The sequence below is a fragment of the Pseudomonas sp. Irchel 3H3 genome (genome assembly GCF_900187635.1).
GTDB lineage: Bacteria > Pseudomonadota > Gammaproteobacteria > Pseudomonadales > Pseudomonadaceae > Aquipseudomonas.
In genome coordinates this window covers 362,940-379,157 of the sequence record NZ_FYEC01000001.1, presented here as the reverse complement: position 1 = coordinate 379,157, position 16,218 = coordinate 362,940, and the positions used below count along the sequence as shown (strand labels likewise).

Here is a 16,218-nt window from a genome sequence, read left to right as displayed (position 1 = left end):
GCGGTATTTATTTATGGCTTTTGTTCAAACGCCACGTAGATCTTTCGGCACGTTTCCAGGACTTCCCAGGTGCCACGGAACCCGGCCGGGATGACAAATCGGTCACCGGTGCGCAGGGTCTTGGCATTGCCGTCGGTGTCGCGCAACACCGAAACCCCCTGGACGATTTCGCAGTATTCGTGTTCGGTGAAATTCACCGTCCACTGACCGACTGCGCCTTCCCAGACCCCGGCATTGAGCTGGCCGCATGGGCTGTTGTAGTGGTTGTAGACGGTCTGCTCAGGGTCGCCCTTGAGGATTTTGGCCGCGTCCGGGCGGTAGCGTTCGGCGGCGGTGCCGGCCTGGCTGAAATCGACGATGTGCTGGATGCTCATTCTGGTAATCCCCCCGTGTTTGCTTGGAAAGCCCCGAGTCTATGTTTATTAAAATGAACATCGCAAGGTCGTTTGCCGGCCTTGTGTCAAATATATTGAAACTTGAGGTGTGGCTGGTTTAGGGTGGCGGGTGCCTAGGGCCGATTGCAAGGCTGGCCGGGCAGAATTCCTGACAGCGCCCGCGAAGAACGCGGGTGTCGTATTCAATAAGAGGAGGACACTCGTATGACCACCCTGACTCGTGCCGACTGGGAACAACGTGCCCGCGACCTGAAAATCGAAGGCCGCGCCTACATCAATGGCGAATACACCGATGCGGTCTCCGGCGAGACCTTCGAGTGCATCAGCCCGGTCGATGGCCGTCTGCTGGGCAAGATTGCCAGCTGTGATGCCGCCGACGCCCAGCGCGCCGTGGACAACGCCCGCGCCACGTTCAATTCCGGTGTCTGGTCCCGCCTGGCCCCGGCCAAGCGCAAGGCCGTGATGATTCGCTTCGCCGGCCTGCTCAAGCAAAATGCCCAGGAGCTGGCCCTGCTGGAAACCCTGGACATGGGTAAGCCGATCAGCGACTCCCTGGACATCGACGTTCCTGGTGCCGCCCAGGCGCTGAGCTGGAGCGGTGAAGCGATCGACAAGATCTACGATGAAGTGGCCGCGACCCCTCATGATCAACTGGGCCTGGTGACCCGTGAGCCTGTGGGCGTGGTGGGCGCTATCGTGCCGTGGAACTTCCCGCTGATGATGGCGTGCTGGAAACTCGGTCCTGCGCTGTCCACCGGTAACTCGGTGATCCTCAAGCCGTCCGAAAAATCCCCGCTGACCGCCATCCGCATCGCGGCCCTGGCCGTCGAGGCCGGTATCCCCAAAGGCGTGCTCAACGTACTGCCAGGCTACGGCCACACCGTGGGCAAGGCCCTGGCCCTGCACATGGATGTCGATACCCTGGTGTTCACCGGTTCGACCAAGATCGCCAAGCAACTGATGATCTACTCCGGCGAGTCGAACATGAAGCGCGTCTGGCTGGAAGCCGGCGGCAAGAGCCCGAACATCGTGTTTGCCGATGCGCCGGACCTGCAGGCCGCCGCTGAATCCGCTGCCGGCGCGATTGCCTTCAACCAGGGCGAAGTCTGCACCGCCGGTTCACGCCTGCTGGTCGAGCGTTCGATCAAGGACAAGTTCCTGCCACTGGTGATCGAGGCCCTGAAAACCTGGAAGCCAGGCAACCCGCTGGACCCGTCCACCACCGTGGGTGCGTTGGTCGATACCCAGCAAATGAACACCGTGCTGTCGTACATCGAGTCTGGGCATACCGACGGCGCCAAGCTGGTGGCGGGCGGCAAGCGCATCCTCGAGGAAACCGGTGGCACCTACGTGGAGCCGACGATTTTCGACGGCGTGAGCAATGCCATGAAGATTGCCCAGGAAGAAATCTTCGGCCCGGTACTGTCGGTCATCACCTTTGATACCGCCGAGGAGGCTATCCAGATCGCCAACGACACGCCGTATGGCCTGGCCGCAGCGGTATGGACCAAGGACATTTCCAAGGCTCACCTGACCGCCAAGGCACTGCGCGCCGGTAGCGTGTGGGTCAACCAGTACGATGGCGGCGACATGACCGCACCGTTCGGCGGCTTCAAGCAATCGGGCAACGGCCGTGACAAGTCGCTGCACGCGTTCGACAAGTACACCGAGCTGAAGGCGACCTGGATCAAGCTGTAAGCCTTTCAGGGAGCCTGGCTCCCTGAACGACGTAGATCCCTTGTGGGAGCGAGCTTGCTCGCGATAGCGGTATGACAGTCGACGTCGTGTTGAATGTTGCGCCGCCATCGCGAGCGGGTTCGCTCCCACATTGCTTTGTGCCACACATAAGAATATCCACAGGAGCGTGGAACATGCGTTGGGCGACTTATTTCGCCGTTCTGGCCTCGGTCCTGAGTGTCGGCCTCGCCCTGGGCGTGAGCATGCCGTTGGTGTCGTTTCGCCTGGAAAGCTGGGGTTATGGCGCGTTTGCAATCGGGGTGATGGCGGCCATGCCGGCAATTGGCGTCCTGCTGGGGGCGAAGATCTCCAGCCACCTGGCGGCTCGCCTGGGTACGGCTAACCTGATGCGCCTGTGCTTGTGGGCCGGAGCCCTCTCCATTGGCCTGCTGGCGTTGTTGCCCAGCTACCCGGTGTGGCTGGTACTGCGGCTGATGATCGGGGTCATCCTGACCATCGTGTTCATTCTCGGCGAGAGCTGGATCAACCAGTTGGTGGTTGAGCAATGGCGTGGCCGGCTGGTGGCGCTGTATGGCTGCAGCTATGCCTTGAGTCAATTGGCTGGACCGTTGTTGCTGGGGGTGCTGGGTACCGACAACGATATCGGTTTCTGGGTCGGGGTCGCGCTGCTGGTGACTTCGCCGCTGGTCTTGATGGGGCGTAGCGGGGCACCGAGCAGCGAAGCCCTGAGTGTGACCTTCAGTGACCTGTTGGGTTTCTGCCGTGGCCTGCCGGCGATCGCTTGGGCGGTGTCGTTGTTTGCTGCGTTCGAGGCGATGATCCTGACCCTGCTGCCGGTGTATTGCCTGCAACAGGGGTTCACCGCAGAAATTGCCCTGGCCATGGTCAGCACCGTGGTAGTCGGCGATGCGTTGCTGCAATTGCCCATTGGCGCCCTTGCGGACTATCTGTCGCGGCGAACCTTGTTTGCCGGCTGCGCGGTGATACTGATGCTGTCGAGCCTGGCGATTCCGCTGTTGCTCGACACCTTGCTGATCTGGCCGCTGTGGGTGCTGTTCGGTGCCAGTGCCGGCGGCTTGTTCACCTTGTCGCTGATTCTGGTGGGCGAGCGTTATCGCGATGATGCGCTGGTGCGGGCCAACGCCCACATCGCCCAACTCTGGGGTATCGGTTGCTTGATTGGCCCGCTTGCAGCGGGTGCCGGCAGTCAGTGGGTCAGCGGACACGCCTTGCCATTACTGATGGCGGCCGGGGCCTTTGGCCTGGTGTTGTTGTTGCTGCGCCAAGGGGCGTTTGGCGAGGCGGCGGCGCCGATCTGAGATCCGGGTTTACAGTATCCGCTCCAGGCCCAGGGTGTCGCTGAACCAGGCATTGAAGCGGCGCCACCAGTTTCCCGGCTCGCGAGTCAGGGTGTGCAGCTTGCCATCGTCTTCAGTGACCCAGACCAGTTGGCCCTCCTGTAACCGCACCGCATAGCTGAGAGGAGGCGCCATGCCTTCCAGGGCGAGTTCGCGAACACGCTCGGCAAGCGCCGGGCTGTCGACCAGCACCCCGACTTCGGTGTTCCACAGCACCGAGCGCGGGTCAAAGTTGAATGAGCCGATGAACGCCTTTTGGCGATCGAAGATGATCGCCTTGCTGTGCAGGCTGGATTCGGAGCCGCGGTAGCTGGAACTGCGAAACAGGCTTGGCCCGCTACCGCCGCCTTCGCCCGGTTGCCGGCGTAGTTCAAACAGTTGCACGCCGTGCTCCAGCAGCGCCTTGCGGTAAGGGGCGTAGCCGCCGTGGACGGCGGGCACATCGGTGGCCTCCAGCGAGTTGGTCAGGAAGCTGACGGACACTCCGGCATCGGCCCGCCCGGTGAGATACACCAGTCCGGGTGGGCCGGGCACAAAGTAGGCTGAGATCATGATCAGCTCTTTGCTCACCCCTTGCAGTTCGGGGGCCAGTTGGGTAGTCAGTAGCAGTTGCGGATCCGGCTCACCCTTGGCCAGCACTTTGCTCGGAGCGTCCCACAACGCCTGGTTCCAGGCCCAGATCAGCTCGCTGCGCCAGAGGTCCAGGCGCGGATCGGTCTGGTAGGCCTTCAACTGCTGGTACAGGGCCTGGTTCTGCCGATGGCTTTCGTCCAGGGACGCTTGCAGCTGCGCGCGGGTCTCGGCCAGGTCCTTGGCCGTGGGCTGGCTGGAGACAAACTCATCGATCGGCTTGCTCAGGGCGCTGTTCCAGTACTGATCGAAGCTGTGGCCGAGCTGCTCAGCGACGGGTCCGACACCCAGCAGGTCGATGTCGGTGAAATTCAGCTTGGGCTGCGCATCGAAGTACTCGTCGCCCAGGTTGCGCCCGCCGACAATCGCGGCGCTGTTGTCCGCCAGCCACAGCTTGTTGTGCATGCGCCGGTGCTGCAGCGAGAGATTGAGCAGTCGGCCCATGGTGCGAGTGACGCCGGTGCTGCGGCCCAGTTCCAATGGATTGAACAGGCGAATCTGAATCTGTGGGTGAGCGGCCAGTGTGGCAATGGTCTGGACCTGGCCATCGCTGGTGAGGTCGTCGAGCAGGATGCGCACGCGCACGCCTCGGTCAGCGGCCTTGAGCAGTTCGCTGACCAGCAGTCGGGTGCTGATACCGTCGTGGACGATGTAGTACTGCAGGTCGAGGCTGCGCTGCGCATTGCGGATCAACTCGGCACGGGCGGCGAAGGCTTCGCTGCTGTCCGATAGCAGGCGAAATCCGGATCGCCCTTCATGGGGGGCGGCCTGGGCCTGGATCGAGCGCCCGAAAGAGGACTCGGCAGCAGGCAATGCCTGGCTAGGCTCGCGGGGCACGTTGAGCGAGGCGCAACTGCTCAGCAACGCGGCGAGTATCAGGCAGAGCAGGGCTTTTTTTCGGCGCAAGTCGAATGTTCCTGCAGATGGGCAGGTAGGGAGTATGGCACGGCTGGCGAAGTCGTCGCGGCGTGCCGATGGCGCCTGGGAAGCTCTCGGGCATCGAGTTCCCAGATGAACTAGCTGGCCTCGGCCAGCAGGGCGATCGCCGCTGCACCCACCTTACGCACCGCTTCCTCGACCTGAGCCGTGGGTTTGGCTGCGTAGTTCATTCGCAGGCAATTACGGTACTTGCCCGAGGCGGAGAAAATGCTGCCCACGGCGATCTGTACGCCCTGGTCGAGCAGCACCCGATTGAGCTTGAGCGTATCAAACCCTTCCGGCAGTTCGACCCACAGCATGAAGCTGCCCTGGGGGCGGCTGGCGCGGGTGCCGAGGGGAAAGTAGCGGCTGACCCAATCGAGCATCAGGTCGCGATTGCGCTGGTACTGGTTGCGCATCCGCCGTAGATGCGGCTCGAAATGCCCGGCCTTGAGGAACTCGGCGATGGCAATTTGCGGTTGTGGCGCGGTCGAGCCGGTGCTGATGTATTTCATGTGCAGCACCCGCTCCAGGTACCGTCCGGGAGCGACCCAGCCGATCCGCAGGCCAGGTGCCAGGGTCTTGGAGAACGAACTGCAGAGCAGCACGCGACCGTCTTCATCGAAGGACTTGATGGTGCGCGGTCGAGGGTAGGTGTAGGCCAGTTCGCCATACACATCGTCTTCGATAATCGCCACGTCAAACCGTTGTGCCAGGGTCAACAGCGCACGTTTACGCGACTCCGGCATGATGTAGCCGAGCGGGTTGTTGCAGTTGGGGGTCAACTGTATGGCTTTGATCGGCCACTGCTCGAGGGCCAGTTCAAGGGCGTCGAGACTGATCCCGGTGAGGGGGTCGGTGGGAATCTCCAGGGCCTTCATGCCCAGCCCCTTGAGAGTCTGCATGGCACCGTGAAAGCTCGGCGAGTCCACCGCGACGATGTCGCCTGGTTCGCAGATGGCGCGAATGCTGGTGGACAACGCTTCGTGGCAGCCCGTGGTGATCACCAGGTCGCTGGCGCTCAGTTGGCTGCCTGAGTCGAGCATCAGGCGGGCGATCTGCTCGCGCAGTTCCAGCACCCCGTAGATATTGTCGTAGTACAGCCCCGGCATGTCCTGGCGCCGACTGATCCGCGCCAGGCTGCGCAGCAGGGGCTGCATGGTCGGCGTGGTGATATCCGGCATGCCGCGGCCCAGTTGCACCACGTCCTTGCGTGGCACGGCGCGGATCAGCTCCAGCACCTGGTCCCACTGGGATATGTCGACCGGGCGCTGGGCCGGGCGGCCCACCGCCGGCAGTTCGGGCAGTTCCCGCCCCACGGGGACAAAGTAGCCGGACTTGGGCTTTGGCCGCGCCAGCCCGCTGTCCTCCAGCACTCGATAGGCCTGCTGCACCGTGCTCAGGCTGACCCCATGCTCGACACTCAAGGCCCGCACGGAAGGCAGACGGTCACCGGGCCGGTAGAAGCCCTGTTCGATGCGCGTGCCGAGCAATTCGGCGAGGTTGACGTACAGCGTCATGTTTTAGCCTCGGTGTGAGAGGAGGGACCAGTACAGATCAGGAAAAAAACCATCATTCAGCGGTTAATTCAGCAAATCTGTATGGAGGTAATACAGGTCCATTGAATCTGTAATGGTTTTGCCTGCCCGCGCATCATGGAATCTCTGGCTACCCAAGTAAACAGGAGCACTAAAAATGAACGGTTTGAGCGATGTGCGGCTGACGTTACACAGTCAGGAACTGGTGGCAGGGCACGACCAGGGCATGCCGACGGCGATCCGCAATGCCCCGTCCTGCCTGGGGCGCTGGGGTTTGCTGTGGCACCGTCTGCACACGCGCAAGACCCTGCTCGAACTCACCCCGGAACAACTGCGCGATGTCGGCTTGAGTCGTGAGCAGGCGAGGGAGGAGGGGCTGAAGCCGTTCTGGCAGCTTTGAGCGGCTCTTCGGATCAGGCCAGCTCTTTGAGTCGGTGCCACAACATCCCCAGGGCCAGCAATGGCGAGCGCAAGTAGCGGCCGCCCGGGAAGGTCACGTGCGGTACTTTGGCGAACAGGTCGAAACCGCCGCTATGCTGGCCGCTGATGGCTTCACCCAGTAGTTTGCCGGCCAGGTGAGTGGCATTCACCCCGTGTCCGGAGTACGCCTGGGCGTAATACACATTCGGCTGGTCCTTGAGCCGGCCAATCTGGGGCAGGCGGTTGGCGCCGATGCCGATCATGCCGCCCCACTGATAGTCGATCTTCACCGCGCTCAATTGCGGGAAAACCTCCAGCATCTTCGGTCGCATGTAGGCGCCGATGTCCGCCGGATCGCGGCCCGAATAGTGGCAGGCGCCGCCGAACAGCAGGCGTCGGTCTGCCGAAAGCCGGTAGTAGTCCAGCGCCACGCGTTGGTCGCACACGGCCATGTTCTGCGGCAGGAGGGCGTGGGCCTGCTCTTCACTCAAGGGTTCGGTGGCGATGATGTAGCTGCCGGCGGGCAGCACTTTGCCGCTCAGGTGCGGGTTGAGGTGATTGAGGTAGGCGTTGCAGCCCAGCACCAGGGTCTTGGCGCGGACCGAACCTTGCGCGGTGTGGACCTTGACCTCGGGGCCGTAGTCGATGCGGGTCACTGCCGATTGCTCGAACAGACGGACCCCCAGTTGCTGGGCGGCAGCGGCTTCACCCAGGGCCAGGTTCAGCGGGTGCAGGTGCCCCGAGCCCATGTCGATCAGTCCGCCCACGTAGCGGTCTGAGCCCACCACGCTGTGCATCTCGTGCGCTTGCAGCAGGCGGGTGGTGTGGCGATAACCGAGGCTGCGCAGTTCGTCCGCGTCCGCGGCGAAACCTTCCAGGTCGCGGGGTTTGTTGGCGAGGTCGCAGTAGCCCCAGGTCAGGTCGCAGGGGATCTGGAACTGCTCGACCCGCTGGCGAACGATGTCCACTGCCTCCAGGCCCATCAGTTTCATCTGGCGTACGCCTTCGGCCCCCAGCACATTGCTGAATTGGTCCAGGCCATGGCCGACACCACGAATCAACTGCCCGCCATTACGTCCGCTGGCGCCCCAGCCGATTTTGTGTGCTTCCAGCAGCACCACGCGAAGACCGCGCTGGGCCAGTTCAATGGCTGTGTTCAGGCCGGAAAAACCACCGCCCACCACGCACACGTCGGCCAGTTGCTCACCGGCAAGTACCGGATGATCCGGCTGCGGCAGGCTGCTGGCGGCGTAATAGGAGGCGATATGGGTGCTCGGGACAGGCGGCTGAACACGGGCAGTCATGGGTTGATCCTGATTATCGGGTGTTGAGTAAATTTTACGGAGCATAAGCCGGACCTTTCTGCCTGGGCAACACTGGTCGGTTGTTGCTGTCTGGCGCAGGGCTTTTAGGGCAAAATCCAACCTTGTTCACCTTAGGGGTATTTGTTTCGATGAGCTGCAACCGCGAGACCGTTCGTACCCTGCGCCAGCAGATTCCCTCGTTCGAGTGCGTGCCTGGCTGTCATGACTGCTGTGGTCCGGTCACCACCTCGCCGGAAGAAATGTCCCGCCTGCCGCGCAAGACTCGCGCCGAGCAGGATGCCGCCCTGGACGAGCTGAACTGCGTACACCTGGGTCCCAATGGCTGCACCGTGTATGGCGAGCGGCCGCTGATCTGTCGCTTGTTCGGCACCACCAAGACCCTGCCATGCCCCAACGGTCGCGGACCGGTGGAGTTGATCCACCCACGGGTCGAGGCGCAGGTGTTCGAGTACATGGCTGCTAACCGACAGGTTTTGGTGTAGGTCACAGCGCACGGACACTTACCACAGGCCTCAATCCGGAATCGGCAAGCTCAGGCTCTCCTTCACCTCTTCCATCACGATGTAGCTCTTGGACTCACGCACGTGGGGCAGTTTGAGCAGGATATCGCCGAGCAATTTGCGGTACGAGGCCATCTCGGAAATCCGTGCCTTCACCAGGTAGTCGAAGTCCCCGGATACCAGGTGGCATTCCAGTACGTGCGGCAGTTTCAGCACCGCGCGGCGGAACTCTTCGAAGGTGTCACCGGACTTGTAGTCCAGGCTGATCTCGACGAACACCAGCAAGCTGCCCTTGAGGTGTTGCGGATTGAGCCGGGCGTTGTAGCCCATGATGATCCCTTCGCGCTCCAGGCGCCGCACCCGCTCGGTACAGGGCGTGGTCGACAGGCCGACCTTCTCCCCCAGCTCAGTAAACGAAATGCGCCCGTCAGCCTGGAGGATGCGCAGGATGTTGCGGTCGATCTTGTCCAGCTCACGTTTGGTTTGAGTGTTGGTCCGCATAGGGGATGCGCCTCCGTGAAAAGCCAAATTGCCGAGAATTGTCGCCAAATATAGGCACTTATATAGTGAAAAGCACTGGCAAATGTTTTTTACACTGCGCTCATCATTGCTTGTACACAACAACGTCAGCGGTTTGCCGCGATGAGGGATAAAAAAATGCGCGTTCTGGTCTTGGGTAGCGGCGTAATCGGTACCGCCAGTGCCTACTATCTGGCTCGGGCCGGCTTTGAAGTGACGGTCGTGGATCGTCAACCGGCCGCTGCCATGGAAACCAGTTTCGCCAACGCCGGCCAGGTATCGCCGGGCTATGCGTCGCCATGGGCTGCTCCGGGTGTGCCGCTCAAGGCCATCAAGTGGCTGTTGCAGCGCCACGCCCCGCTGGCCATCAAGGCCACCGCCGATATCGATCAGTACCTGTGGATGGCGCAGATGCTGCGCAACTGTACCGCCAGCCGTTATGCGGTGAACAAGGAGCGCATGGTCCGCCTGTCCGAGTACAGCCGTGACTGCCTCGACGAATTGCGCGCCGAAACCGGTATCGCCTACGAAGGCCGCAGCCTGGGGACCACCCAGCTGTTCCGTACCCAGGCGCAACTGGATGGCGCCGCCAAGGACATCGCGGTACTCAAGGAGTCCGGTGTGCCGTTCGAGCTGCTCGACCGCGCCGGCATTGCCCGCGTCGAACCGGCCCTGGCCAGTGTCACCGACATCCTGGCCGGTGCCCTGCGCCTGCCGAACGATCAGACCGGCGACTGCCAGATCTTCACCACCCGCCTGGCGGAAATGGCGATCAAGCTGGGCGTTGAATTCCGCTTCGGCCAGGACATCCAGCGCCTGGACTTCGCCGGTGACCGGATCAACGGTGTGTGGATTGACGGCAAGCTGGAAACCGCCGACCGCTACGTGCTGGCGCTGGGCAGTTACTCGCCGCAGTTGCTCAAGCCGTTGGGCATCAAGGCCCCGGTGTATCCGCTCAAGGGTTACTCGCTGACCGTGCCGATCACCAATCCGGCCATGGCTCCGACCTCGACCATTCTCGACGAGACCTACAAGGTCGCGATCACCCGTTTCGACAACCGCATCCGCGTCGGTGGCATGGCGGAGATTGCCGGTTTTGACCTGTCGCTGAACCCGCGTCGGCGTGAAACACTGGAGATGATCGTCAACGATCTCTATCCTCAGGGCGGCGACCTGCAGCAAGCCAGTTTCTGGACCGGCCTGCGTCCGACCACGCCGGATGGCACGCCGATTGTTGGTGCCACCCCATTCAAGAACCTGTTCCTGAACACCGGTCACGGCACGCTCGGCTGGACCATGGCCTGTGGCTCCGGCCGCCTGCTGGCCGATCTGATGGCCAAGAAAACGCCGCAGATCAGCGCCGAAGGCCTCGATATTTCTCGCTATGGCAACACCCACCAGGAGTCTGCAAAACATGTCAATCCAGCGCCAGCTCACCAATGAGCGTTTGAGCCAGATCGTAGTCCACAGCGGTACGGTGTACCTGGCAGGACAGGTCGGCGACGACATGAACGCCGGAGTTGAACAGCAGACCCGCGAGACCCTGGCCAACATCGAGCGTTTGCTCGATCTGGCCGGTACCGACAAGACCCGGTTGCTGTCGGCGACGATCTACCTGAAAGACATCGATGCCGACTTCCAGGGCATGAACAGTGTCTGGGACAGCTGGCTGCCGAAAAACGTCGCGCCAGCGCGGGCGACGGTGGAAGCCAAGCTGTGCGAACCAGAAATCCTGGTAGAAGTGTCGATAGTCGCCGCGCTGCCGTAAACGATCCCTCTGCCGGTGCTGTCGGCGGTTCATACTGTCTTCAGCGCCGGTTTTTTCTTCCCTCCCCGCCAACCGCCTGGAAGCCTGCCGCCATGCGTCCTGCTCGTGCCCTGATTGATCTGCAAGCCCTGCGTCACAACTACCAACTGGCCCGTGAAGTCTCGGGGGCGCGCGCCCTCGCGGTGATCAAGGCCGATGCCTATGGCCATGGCGCAGTGCGCTGTGCCCAGGCGCTGGAAGCGGATGCCGATGGGTTTGCCGTAGCCTGCATCGAAGAAGCCCTGGAGCTGCGCGCTGCTGGCATCCGTGCGCCGGTGTTGCTGCTCGAAGGCTTTTTCGAAGCCGATGAGCTGTCGCTGATCGTCGAGCAGGATTTGTGGTGTGTGGTGCATTCGTTGTGGCAGCTCGAAGCGATCGAGCAGGCGACGCTGCGCAAGCCGATCACCGTCTGGCTCAAGCTGGACTCGGGCATGCACCGGGTCGGCCTGCACCCAGCGGATTATCAGGCGGCGTATCAACGGCTGCTGGCCAGCGGCAAGGTCGCGAAGATCGTGCTGATGAGCCACTTCGCCCGCGCCGATGAGCTCGATAGCAGCAGCGCAAGCGAGCAGGTCGCGGTATTTGAAGCGGCGCGCCAGGGCTTGTCGGCGCAGGTCAGCCTGCGTAACTCGCCGGCCGTGCTGGGTTGGCCGCAGGTGCCCAGCGACTGGGTGCGCCCCGGCATCATGCTGTATGGCGCCACCCCGTTCGAGGAAGCCAACTCTGTGGCCGCGCGTTTACAGCCGGTGATGACCCTGGAGTCGAAAGTCATCAGTGTGCGCGAATTGCCGGCCGGCGAACCCGTGGGTTATGGCGCCCGTTACATCACGCCAAAACCCATGCGCCTGGGTGTGGTCGCCATGGGCTATGCCGACGGTTATCCGCGGCAGGCGCCGACCGGTACGCTGGTGCTGGTGGCGGGGCAGCGCAGTCAGTTGCTGGGGCGTGTGTCGATGGACATGCTGTGTATCGATTTGACCGATGTGCCCCAGGCTGGCCTGGGTTCGACGGTCGAGTTATGGGGCAAAAACATCCTCGCCAGCGATATCGCGATGGCTGCGGGCACCATTCCTTACCAGATCTTCTGCAACCTGCGTCGGGTGCCACGCCTCTATTCCGAGGCCTGACGGGCCGCGGGGTACAGCCGCTGGCGTTCTGCCGAACCGGACCTGGGCTCAAGTGTTGTAAATACTGAACGCTGTCGCCATGATAACGCTCAATATTTACATAACCTGAATCCTGGGAGGCAAATGCATTGGACGTCGGTGAACGACTGCAATCGATCCGCAAACTAAAAGGTCTTTCCCAGCGTGAGCTCGCCAAACGCGCGGGTGTGACCAACAGCACCATTTCCATGATCGAGAAAAACAGTGTCAGCCCTTCCATCAGTTCGCTGAGGAAGGTGCTTGGCGGCATCCCCATGTCCATGGTCGAGTTCTTTTCCGAAGAGATCCTCCAGGAAAAACCAACGCAGATCGTCTATAAAGCCAACGAGCTGATCGATATCTCCGATGGCGCGGTGACCATGAAACTGGTGGGCAAGGCCCATCCGAGCCGTGCAATCGCCTTCCTCAACGAGATCTATCCACCGGGTGCCGATACCGGTGAAGAGATGCTTACCCACGAAGGGGAGGAAACCGGGATTCTGCTCGAAGGGCGCCTGGAATTGGTGGTCGGGCTTGAGACCTTCGTGCTCGAAGCCGGTGACAGCTACTATTTTGAAAGCACCAAGCCACATCGTTTCCGCAATCCGTTTGATGCGCCTGCGCGACTAATCAGCGCAGCCACACCAGCCAATTTCTAAGAAAAGAGGCGTCCGCCAAGGTTTTTCGAGGCGCCCGAGCAGTATTTCGCCATGACTTAATACCCCTAGGACTTTAGGGTTGTTTCAGTGTGGCGGGCTAACCGTTATACTTGCGCCCGCCTGCGAAACCGTGGCCGTGGGCGTGACTAGCCACCATTGAGGGTGTACGCGTGAACCTAATTATGAAAATGCTGGCCGCACCAGCAACCGTATTGGCCCTTTGGGCAGTCAGCGCTCAAGCTGCGACCAACGACGATATTGCCAAGCGCCTTGAACCAGTCGGCCAGGTCTGTGTGCAAGGTCAGGAGTGCAAGGGGATGGAAGTCGCTGCTTCGGCAGGCGGCGGCGGGGCGAAAACCCCGGATGAGATTATTGCCAAACATTGCAACGCTTGCCACGGTAGTGGCCTGCTGGGCGCACCGAAAATCGGTGACACTGCAGCCTGGAAAGAGCGTGCCGATCACCAGGGCGGCCTTGACGGCATCCTGGCCAAGGCCATTACCGGGATCAACGCAATGCCTCCTAAAGGCACCTGCGCAGATTGCTCCGATGATGACCTCAAAGGCGCCATCCAGAAGATGTCCGGCCTGAAATAAGCCGCCGTCTTCAGCAAAAAAAGCCGCTTGCGAGCGGCTTTTTTGTGCCTGGGATTTGACCTCAAGACTGGTCATGGCACGCAAGACCCGGCAAGCTCGGGTTAGCGTCATTCATGGATAGGTCGGGAGGGGTCTGATGGTGCAGTCCGTTTCAATCGAGCAGGCAGTCGATGAAGTACTGGCGCGGTTACCCGCGCACATCCACCTCGGCATGCCGTTGGGATTAGGCAAACCCAACCGCTTCGTCAACGCGCTCTATCAACGCGTCGCCCAACTGCCCGAGCGCCAGCTGACGGTCTACACCGCTTTGAGCCTGGGTCGTCCGCCCTTTGGTGACGGCCTGCAGCGACGGTTCCTGGAGCCTTTCATCGAGCGCGTGTTTGGCGACTACCCGGAGCTCGACTTCCTCGCTGACCTGCGTAAAGACCAAACGCCCGCAAACATCCACATCCAGCAGTTTTTCATGCAGCCTGGCAGCTTGCTGCACAGCGCTTCGGCACAGCAGGACTACGTCAGCAGCAATTACAGCCACGCCGCCCGGGATATCAACGCCGCCGGCTTGAACCTGGTGGCGCAACTGGTGGCCCACGACCCACGGCACCCTGGCCGCTTGAGCCTGAGCTGCAATCCCGATATCACCCTCGACCTGCTGCCCATGATTGCCAAGCGCAGGGCGGCGGGTGAAACCATCCTGATGCTCGGCCAGGTGCACAGCGACCTGCCGTACATGCCCGGTGATTCAGAAGTCGACCGCGAGACGTTCGACTGGCTGATCGACGAGGAGGAGCGCAGTACCCTGTTTTCCACCCCCAACATGCCAGTGGGTTTCCAGGATCATTTCATCGGCTTGCACGCTAGCACCCTGGTGCGCGACGGTGGCACCCTGCAGATCGGCATTGGCTCCATGGGCGATGCGCTGACCGCCGCGTTGCTCGCGCGGCAAGCGGACAACGAGCATTACCGCGCGCTGCTGACCGACCTCGACGCGCACTACTGGGCACCCCTGATCAGTCGCGAAGGGGGTGTCGAGCCTTTTGCCAAAGGGTTGTACGGTTGCAGCGAAATGTTCGTCAACGGCCTGTTGGCGTTGTCTGACGCCGGCATCGTGCGGCGCAAGGTTTACCCCGACGTTGCCCTGCAACAGCAGGCCAATGCCGGCACCCTGGATGAGTCGATGGCGCAGGGCGGCGTGTCGATTCACGGTGGATTTTTCCTCGGCCCGCGCAGCTTCTACCAACGCCTGCGCGATCTGCCCCAGGACCAGCTCGGCGAATTCAACATGACCGCCATCAGCTATATCAACGAGCTGTACGGGCAGGAGCAGCTCAAGCGCCTGCAGCGCCAGGATGCACGCTTCATCAACAGTGCCTTCACCATGACTCTGATGGGGGCCGGGGTAGCGGACCAACTGGAGGATGGGCGAGTGCTGAGTGGGGTCGGCGGGCAATACAACTTTGTCGTCCAGGGCCATGCCCTGGAGGGCGCGCGCTCGATCCTGATTCTGCGCAGTTGCCGTGAGTCGGGCGGCGACATCAGCTCCAACATCGTCTGGCAATACGGCCACTGCACGATCCCGCGCCACCTGCGCGACATCGTGATCACCGAGTACGGGATCGCCGACCTGCGCGGTCAAACCGATGCCAAGGTCATCGAATTACTGCTGAACATCAGCGATTCACGTTTCCAGCCGGGCTTGATCGAGCAGGCGCAGAAAGCCGGCAAGCTGGCCAAGGATTTCCGCCTGCAAGAGCGCTTCACCGACAACACCCCGCAGCGCTTGCAGGCCATCGCCGCACGGCACCCACAGTTGTTCCCGGAGTATCCGTTGGGCAGTGATTTTTCCAGCGAGGAACGGGACTTGTTGCGGGCGTTGAACTGGCTCAAGAGCAAATTCAAGCTGACCGAGATCCTCCAGTTGGGCAAGGCCGCGCTGGATGCGCCGCAGGCGTCGGAGTACCCGCAGCACCTGGCGCGCATGCAACTGACAAAGCCTGAGGGCTTGAAGGAGGATCTGTATCAGCGCTTGCTGCTGGCAGGCTTGAAGGCCACGGCGCAGTAGCAGCCCCCACCAAACACCGGTGGGAGCGAGCGGGGGGCATTACTCGATGAAGGTCACTACGCCGCCTGCCAGGGATTTGACCCGGGCCAGGGATTCCACGCGGTAGCCTTGGGAATCCAGCTCGGCACGGCCGCCCTGGAACGACTTTTCGATCACGATGCCCAGGCCGGCCACGGTGGCGCCTGCCTGCTTGATGATCGAAATCAGGGCCTGGGACGCCTTACCGTTGGCCAGGAAGTCGTCGATGATCAACACGCGGTCGCTGCTGGTCAGGTGGCGCGGGGAGATGGCCACGGTGCTTTCGGTCTGCTTGGTGAACGAGTAAACGGTCGCCGACAGCAGGTTTTCAGTCAGGGTCAGGGACTGGTGCTTGCGGGCGAAGATCACCGGAACGCCCAGGTTCAGGCCGGTCATGATGGCCGGGGCGATGCCCGAGGCTTCGATGGTGACGATCTTGGTGATCCCCGAATCCTTGAACAGCGCGGCGAATTCGTCGCCGATCAGCTTCATCAACGCCGGGTCGATCTGATGGTTCAGAAAGGCGTCGACTTTCAGGACCTGGTCGGAAAGCACGATGCCTTCTTCGCGAATTTTCTTGTGCAGTGCTTCCACAACAGCTTCCTCTGGTGGCGCGACGGGCGCCGAAAGTAG

16 protein-coding genes are annotated in these 16,218 nt (G+C 61.8%); 10 read left to right on the top strand and 6 right to left on the bottom strand.

The window, feature by feature from the left end:
• Nucleotides 1-11: 11 nt before the first annotated feature.
• The gene (locus CKW24_RS01775; RefSeq protein ID WP_095164866.1) at nt 12-374 is read right to left on the bottom strand and encodes a cupin domain-containing protein; all 363 of its coding nucleotides are present in this window, start codon (nt 372-374) and stop codon (nt 12-14) included.
• 225 nt (nt 375-599) lie between these two features.
• On the opposite strand from CKW24_RS01775, the gene CKW24_RS01770 reads away from it, so the two are divergent.
• Nucleotides 600-2,093: an aldehyde dehydrogenase gene (locus CKW24_RS01770; RefSeq protein WP_095164864.1), complete on the top strand. Its 1,494-nt coding sequence runs from the start codon at nt 600-602 to the stop codon at nt 2,091-2,093.
• A 173-nt stretch (nt 2,094-2,266) separates the two neighbouring features.
• On the top strand, nt 2,267-3,412 hold the full coding sequence (locus CKW24_RS01765; protein ID WP_095164862.1) for an MFS transporter: 1,146 nt from the start codon (nt 2,267-2,269) through the stop codon (nt 3,410-3,412).
• A 9-nt stretch (nt 3,413-3,421) separates the two neighbouring features.
• Here the strand turns inward: CKW24_RS01765 and CKW24_RS01760 are convergent, their stop codons facing one another.
• On the bottom strand, nt 3,422-4,987 hold the full coding sequence (locus CKW24_RS01760) for a phospholipase D family protein (RefSeq protein ID WP_095164860.1): 1,566 nt from the start codon (nt 4,985-4,987) through the stop codon (nt 3,422-3,424).
• 110 nt (nt 4,988-5,097) lie between these two features.
• Nucleotides 5,098-6,519, bottom strand: coding sequence for a PLP-dependent aminotransferase family protein (locus CKW24_RS01755; protein ID WP_095164858.1), 1,422 nt, complete (start codon nt 6,517-6,519; stop codon nt 5,098-5,100).
• Between the two features lie 175 nt (nt 6,520-6,694).
• On the opposite strand from CKW24_RS01755, the gene CKW24_RS01750 reads away from it, so the two are divergent.
• A complete protein-coding gene (locus CKW24_RS01750) occupies nt 6,695-6,937 on the top strand; it encodes a DUF1127 domain-containing protein (RefSeq protein WP_095164856.1) in 243 nt (80 codons plus the stop codon).
• Nucleotides 6,938-6,950: 13 nt separating this feature from the next.
• On the opposite strand, the gene CKW24_RS01745 is transcribed toward CKW24_RS01750, so the two are convergent.
• Nucleotides 6,951-8,261 (bottom strand): FAD-binding oxidoreductase, encoded by a 1,311-nt coding sequence (locus tag CKW24_RS01745; protein WP_095164855.1) that lies wholly within the window; start codon nt 8,259-8,261, stop codon nt 6,951-6,953.
• Nucleotides 8,262-8,410: 149 nt separating this feature from the next.
• On the opposite strand from CKW24_RS01745, the gene CKW24_RS01740 reads away from it, so the two are divergent.
• The gene (locus tag CKW24_RS01740) at nt 8,411-8,764 is read left to right on the top strand and encodes a YkgJ family cysteine cluster protein (protein ID WP_095164853.1); all 354 of its coding nucleotides are present in this window, start codon (nt 8,411-8,413) and stop codon (nt 8,762-8,764) included.
• 30 nt (nt 8,765-8,794) lie between these two features.
• Here the strand turns inward: CKW24_RS01740 and CKW24_RS01735 are convergent, their stop codons facing one another.
• Nucleotides 8,795-9,283: an Lrp/AsnC ligand binding domain-containing protein gene (locus tag CKW24_RS01735; protein ID WP_003177284.1), complete on the bottom strand. Its 489-nt coding sequence runs from the start codon at nt 9,281-9,283 to the stop codon at nt 8,795-8,797.
• Nucleotides 9,284-9,439: 156 nt separating this feature from the next.
• Here CKW24_RS01735 and dadA point away from each other — a divergent pair, with 156 nt between their 5' ends.
• From dadA to CKW24_RS01705, 6 genes are all read left to right on the top strand, one after another.
• Nucleotides 9,440-10,744 (top strand): D-amino acid dehydrogenase, encoded by a 1,305-nt coding sequence (gene dadA, locus CKW24_RS01730; protein ID WP_095164851.1) that lies wholly within the window; start codon nt 9,440-9,442, stop codon nt 10,742-10,744.
• On the top strand, nt 10,716-11,069 hold the full coding sequence (locus CKW24_RS01725; RefSeq protein WP_095164849.1) for a RidA family protein: 354 nt from the start codon (nt 10,716-10,718) through the stop codon (nt 11,067-11,069). Before dadA ends, CKW24_RS01725 begins: the two co-directional genes overlap by 29 nt.
• Before the next feature lie 92 nt (nt 11,070-11,161).
• Nucleotides 11,162-12,235, top strand: coding sequence for an alanine racemase (gene alr, locus CKW24_RS01720; protein WP_095164847.1), 1,074 nt, complete (start codon nt 11,162-11,164; stop codon nt 12,233-12,235).
• A gap of 128 nt (nt 12,236-12,363) precedes the next feature.
• A complete protein-coding gene (locus CKW24_RS01715; protein WP_019694258.1) occupies nt 12,364-12,912 on the top strand; it encodes a cupin domain-containing protein in 549 nt (182 codons plus the stop codon).
• 182 nt (nt 12,913-13,094) lie between these two features.
• On the top strand, nt 13,095-13,508 hold the full coding sequence (locus CKW24_RS01710; RefSeq protein WP_095164845.1) for a cytochrome c5 family protein: 414 nt from the start codon (nt 13,095-13,097) through the stop codon (nt 13,506-13,508).
• Nucleotides 13,509-13,644: 136 nt separating this feature from the next.
• On the top strand, nt 13,645-15,567 hold the full coding sequence (locus CKW24_RS01705; RefSeq protein WP_095164843.1) for an acetyl-CoA hydrolase/transferase C-terminal domain-containing protein: 1,923 nt from the start codon (nt 13,645-13,647) through the stop codon (nt 15,565-15,567).
• 39 nt (nt 15,568-15,606) lie between these two features.
• On the opposite strand, the gene CKW24_RS01700 is transcribed toward CKW24_RS01705, so the two are convergent.
• The gene (locus CKW24_RS01700) at nt 15,607-16,179 is read right to left on the bottom strand and encodes a xanthine phosphoribosyltransferase (RefSeq protein WP_095081958.1); all 573 of its coding nucleotides are present in this window, start codon (nt 16,177-16,179) and stop codon (nt 15,607-15,609) included.
• Nucleotides 16,180-16,218 lie beyond the last annotated feature (39 nt).

Bases quoted from the DNA above. Each gene is read 5' to 3' on its own strand.
- CKW24_RS01775 (WP_095164866.1), bottom strand. From the start codon at position 374: ATGAGCATCCAGCACATCGTCGATTTCAGCCAGGCCGGCACCGCCGCC.
- CKW24_RS01770 (WP_095164864.1), top strand. From the start codon at position 600: ATGACCACCCTGACTCGTGCCGACTGGGAACAACGTGCCCGCGACCTG.
- CKW24_RS01765 (WP_095164862.1), top strand. From the start codon at position 2,267: ATGCGTTGGGCGACTTATTTCGCCGTTCTGGCCTCGGTCCTGAGTGTC.
- CKW24_RS01755 (WP_095164858.1), bottom strand. From the start codon at position 6,519: ATGACGCTGTACGTCAACCTCGCCGAATTGCTCGGCACGCGCATCGAA.
- CKW24_RS01750 (WP_095164856.1), top strand. From the start codon at position 6,695: ATGAACGGTTTGAGCGATGTGCGGCTGACGTTACACAGTCAGGAACTG.
- CKW24_RS01745 (WP_095164855.1), bottom strand. From the start codon at position 8,261: ATGACTGCCCGTGTTCAGCCGCCTGTCCCGAGCACCCATATCGCCTCC.
- CKW24_RS01740 (WP_095164853.1), top strand. From the start codon at position 8,411: ATGAGCTGCAACCGCGAGACCGTTCGTACCCTGCGCCAGCAGATTCCC.
- CKW24_RS01735 (WP_003177284.1), bottom strand. From the start codon at position 9,283: ATGCGGACCAACACTCAAACCAAACGTGAGCTGGACAAGATCGACCGC.
- dadA (WP_095164851.1), top strand. From the start codon at position 9,440: ATGCGCGTTCTGGTCTTGGGTAGCGGCGTAATCGGTACCGCCAGTGCC.
- CKW24_RS01725 (WP_095164849.1), top strand. From the start codon at position 10,716: ATGTCAATCCAGCGCCAGCTCACCAATGAGCGTTTGAGCCAGATCGTA.
- alr (WP_095164847.1), top strand. From the start codon at position 11,162: ATGCGTCCTGCTCGTGCCCTGATTGATCTGCAAGCCCTGCGTCACAAC.
- CKW24_RS01710 (WP_095164845.1), top strand. From the start codon at position 13,095: ATGAAAATGCTGGCCGCACCAGCAACCGTATTGGCCCTTTGGGCAGTC.
- CKW24_RS01705 (WP_095164843.1), top strand. From the start codon at position 13,645: ATGGTGCAGTCCGTTTCAATCGAGCAGGCAGTCGATGAAGTACTGGCG.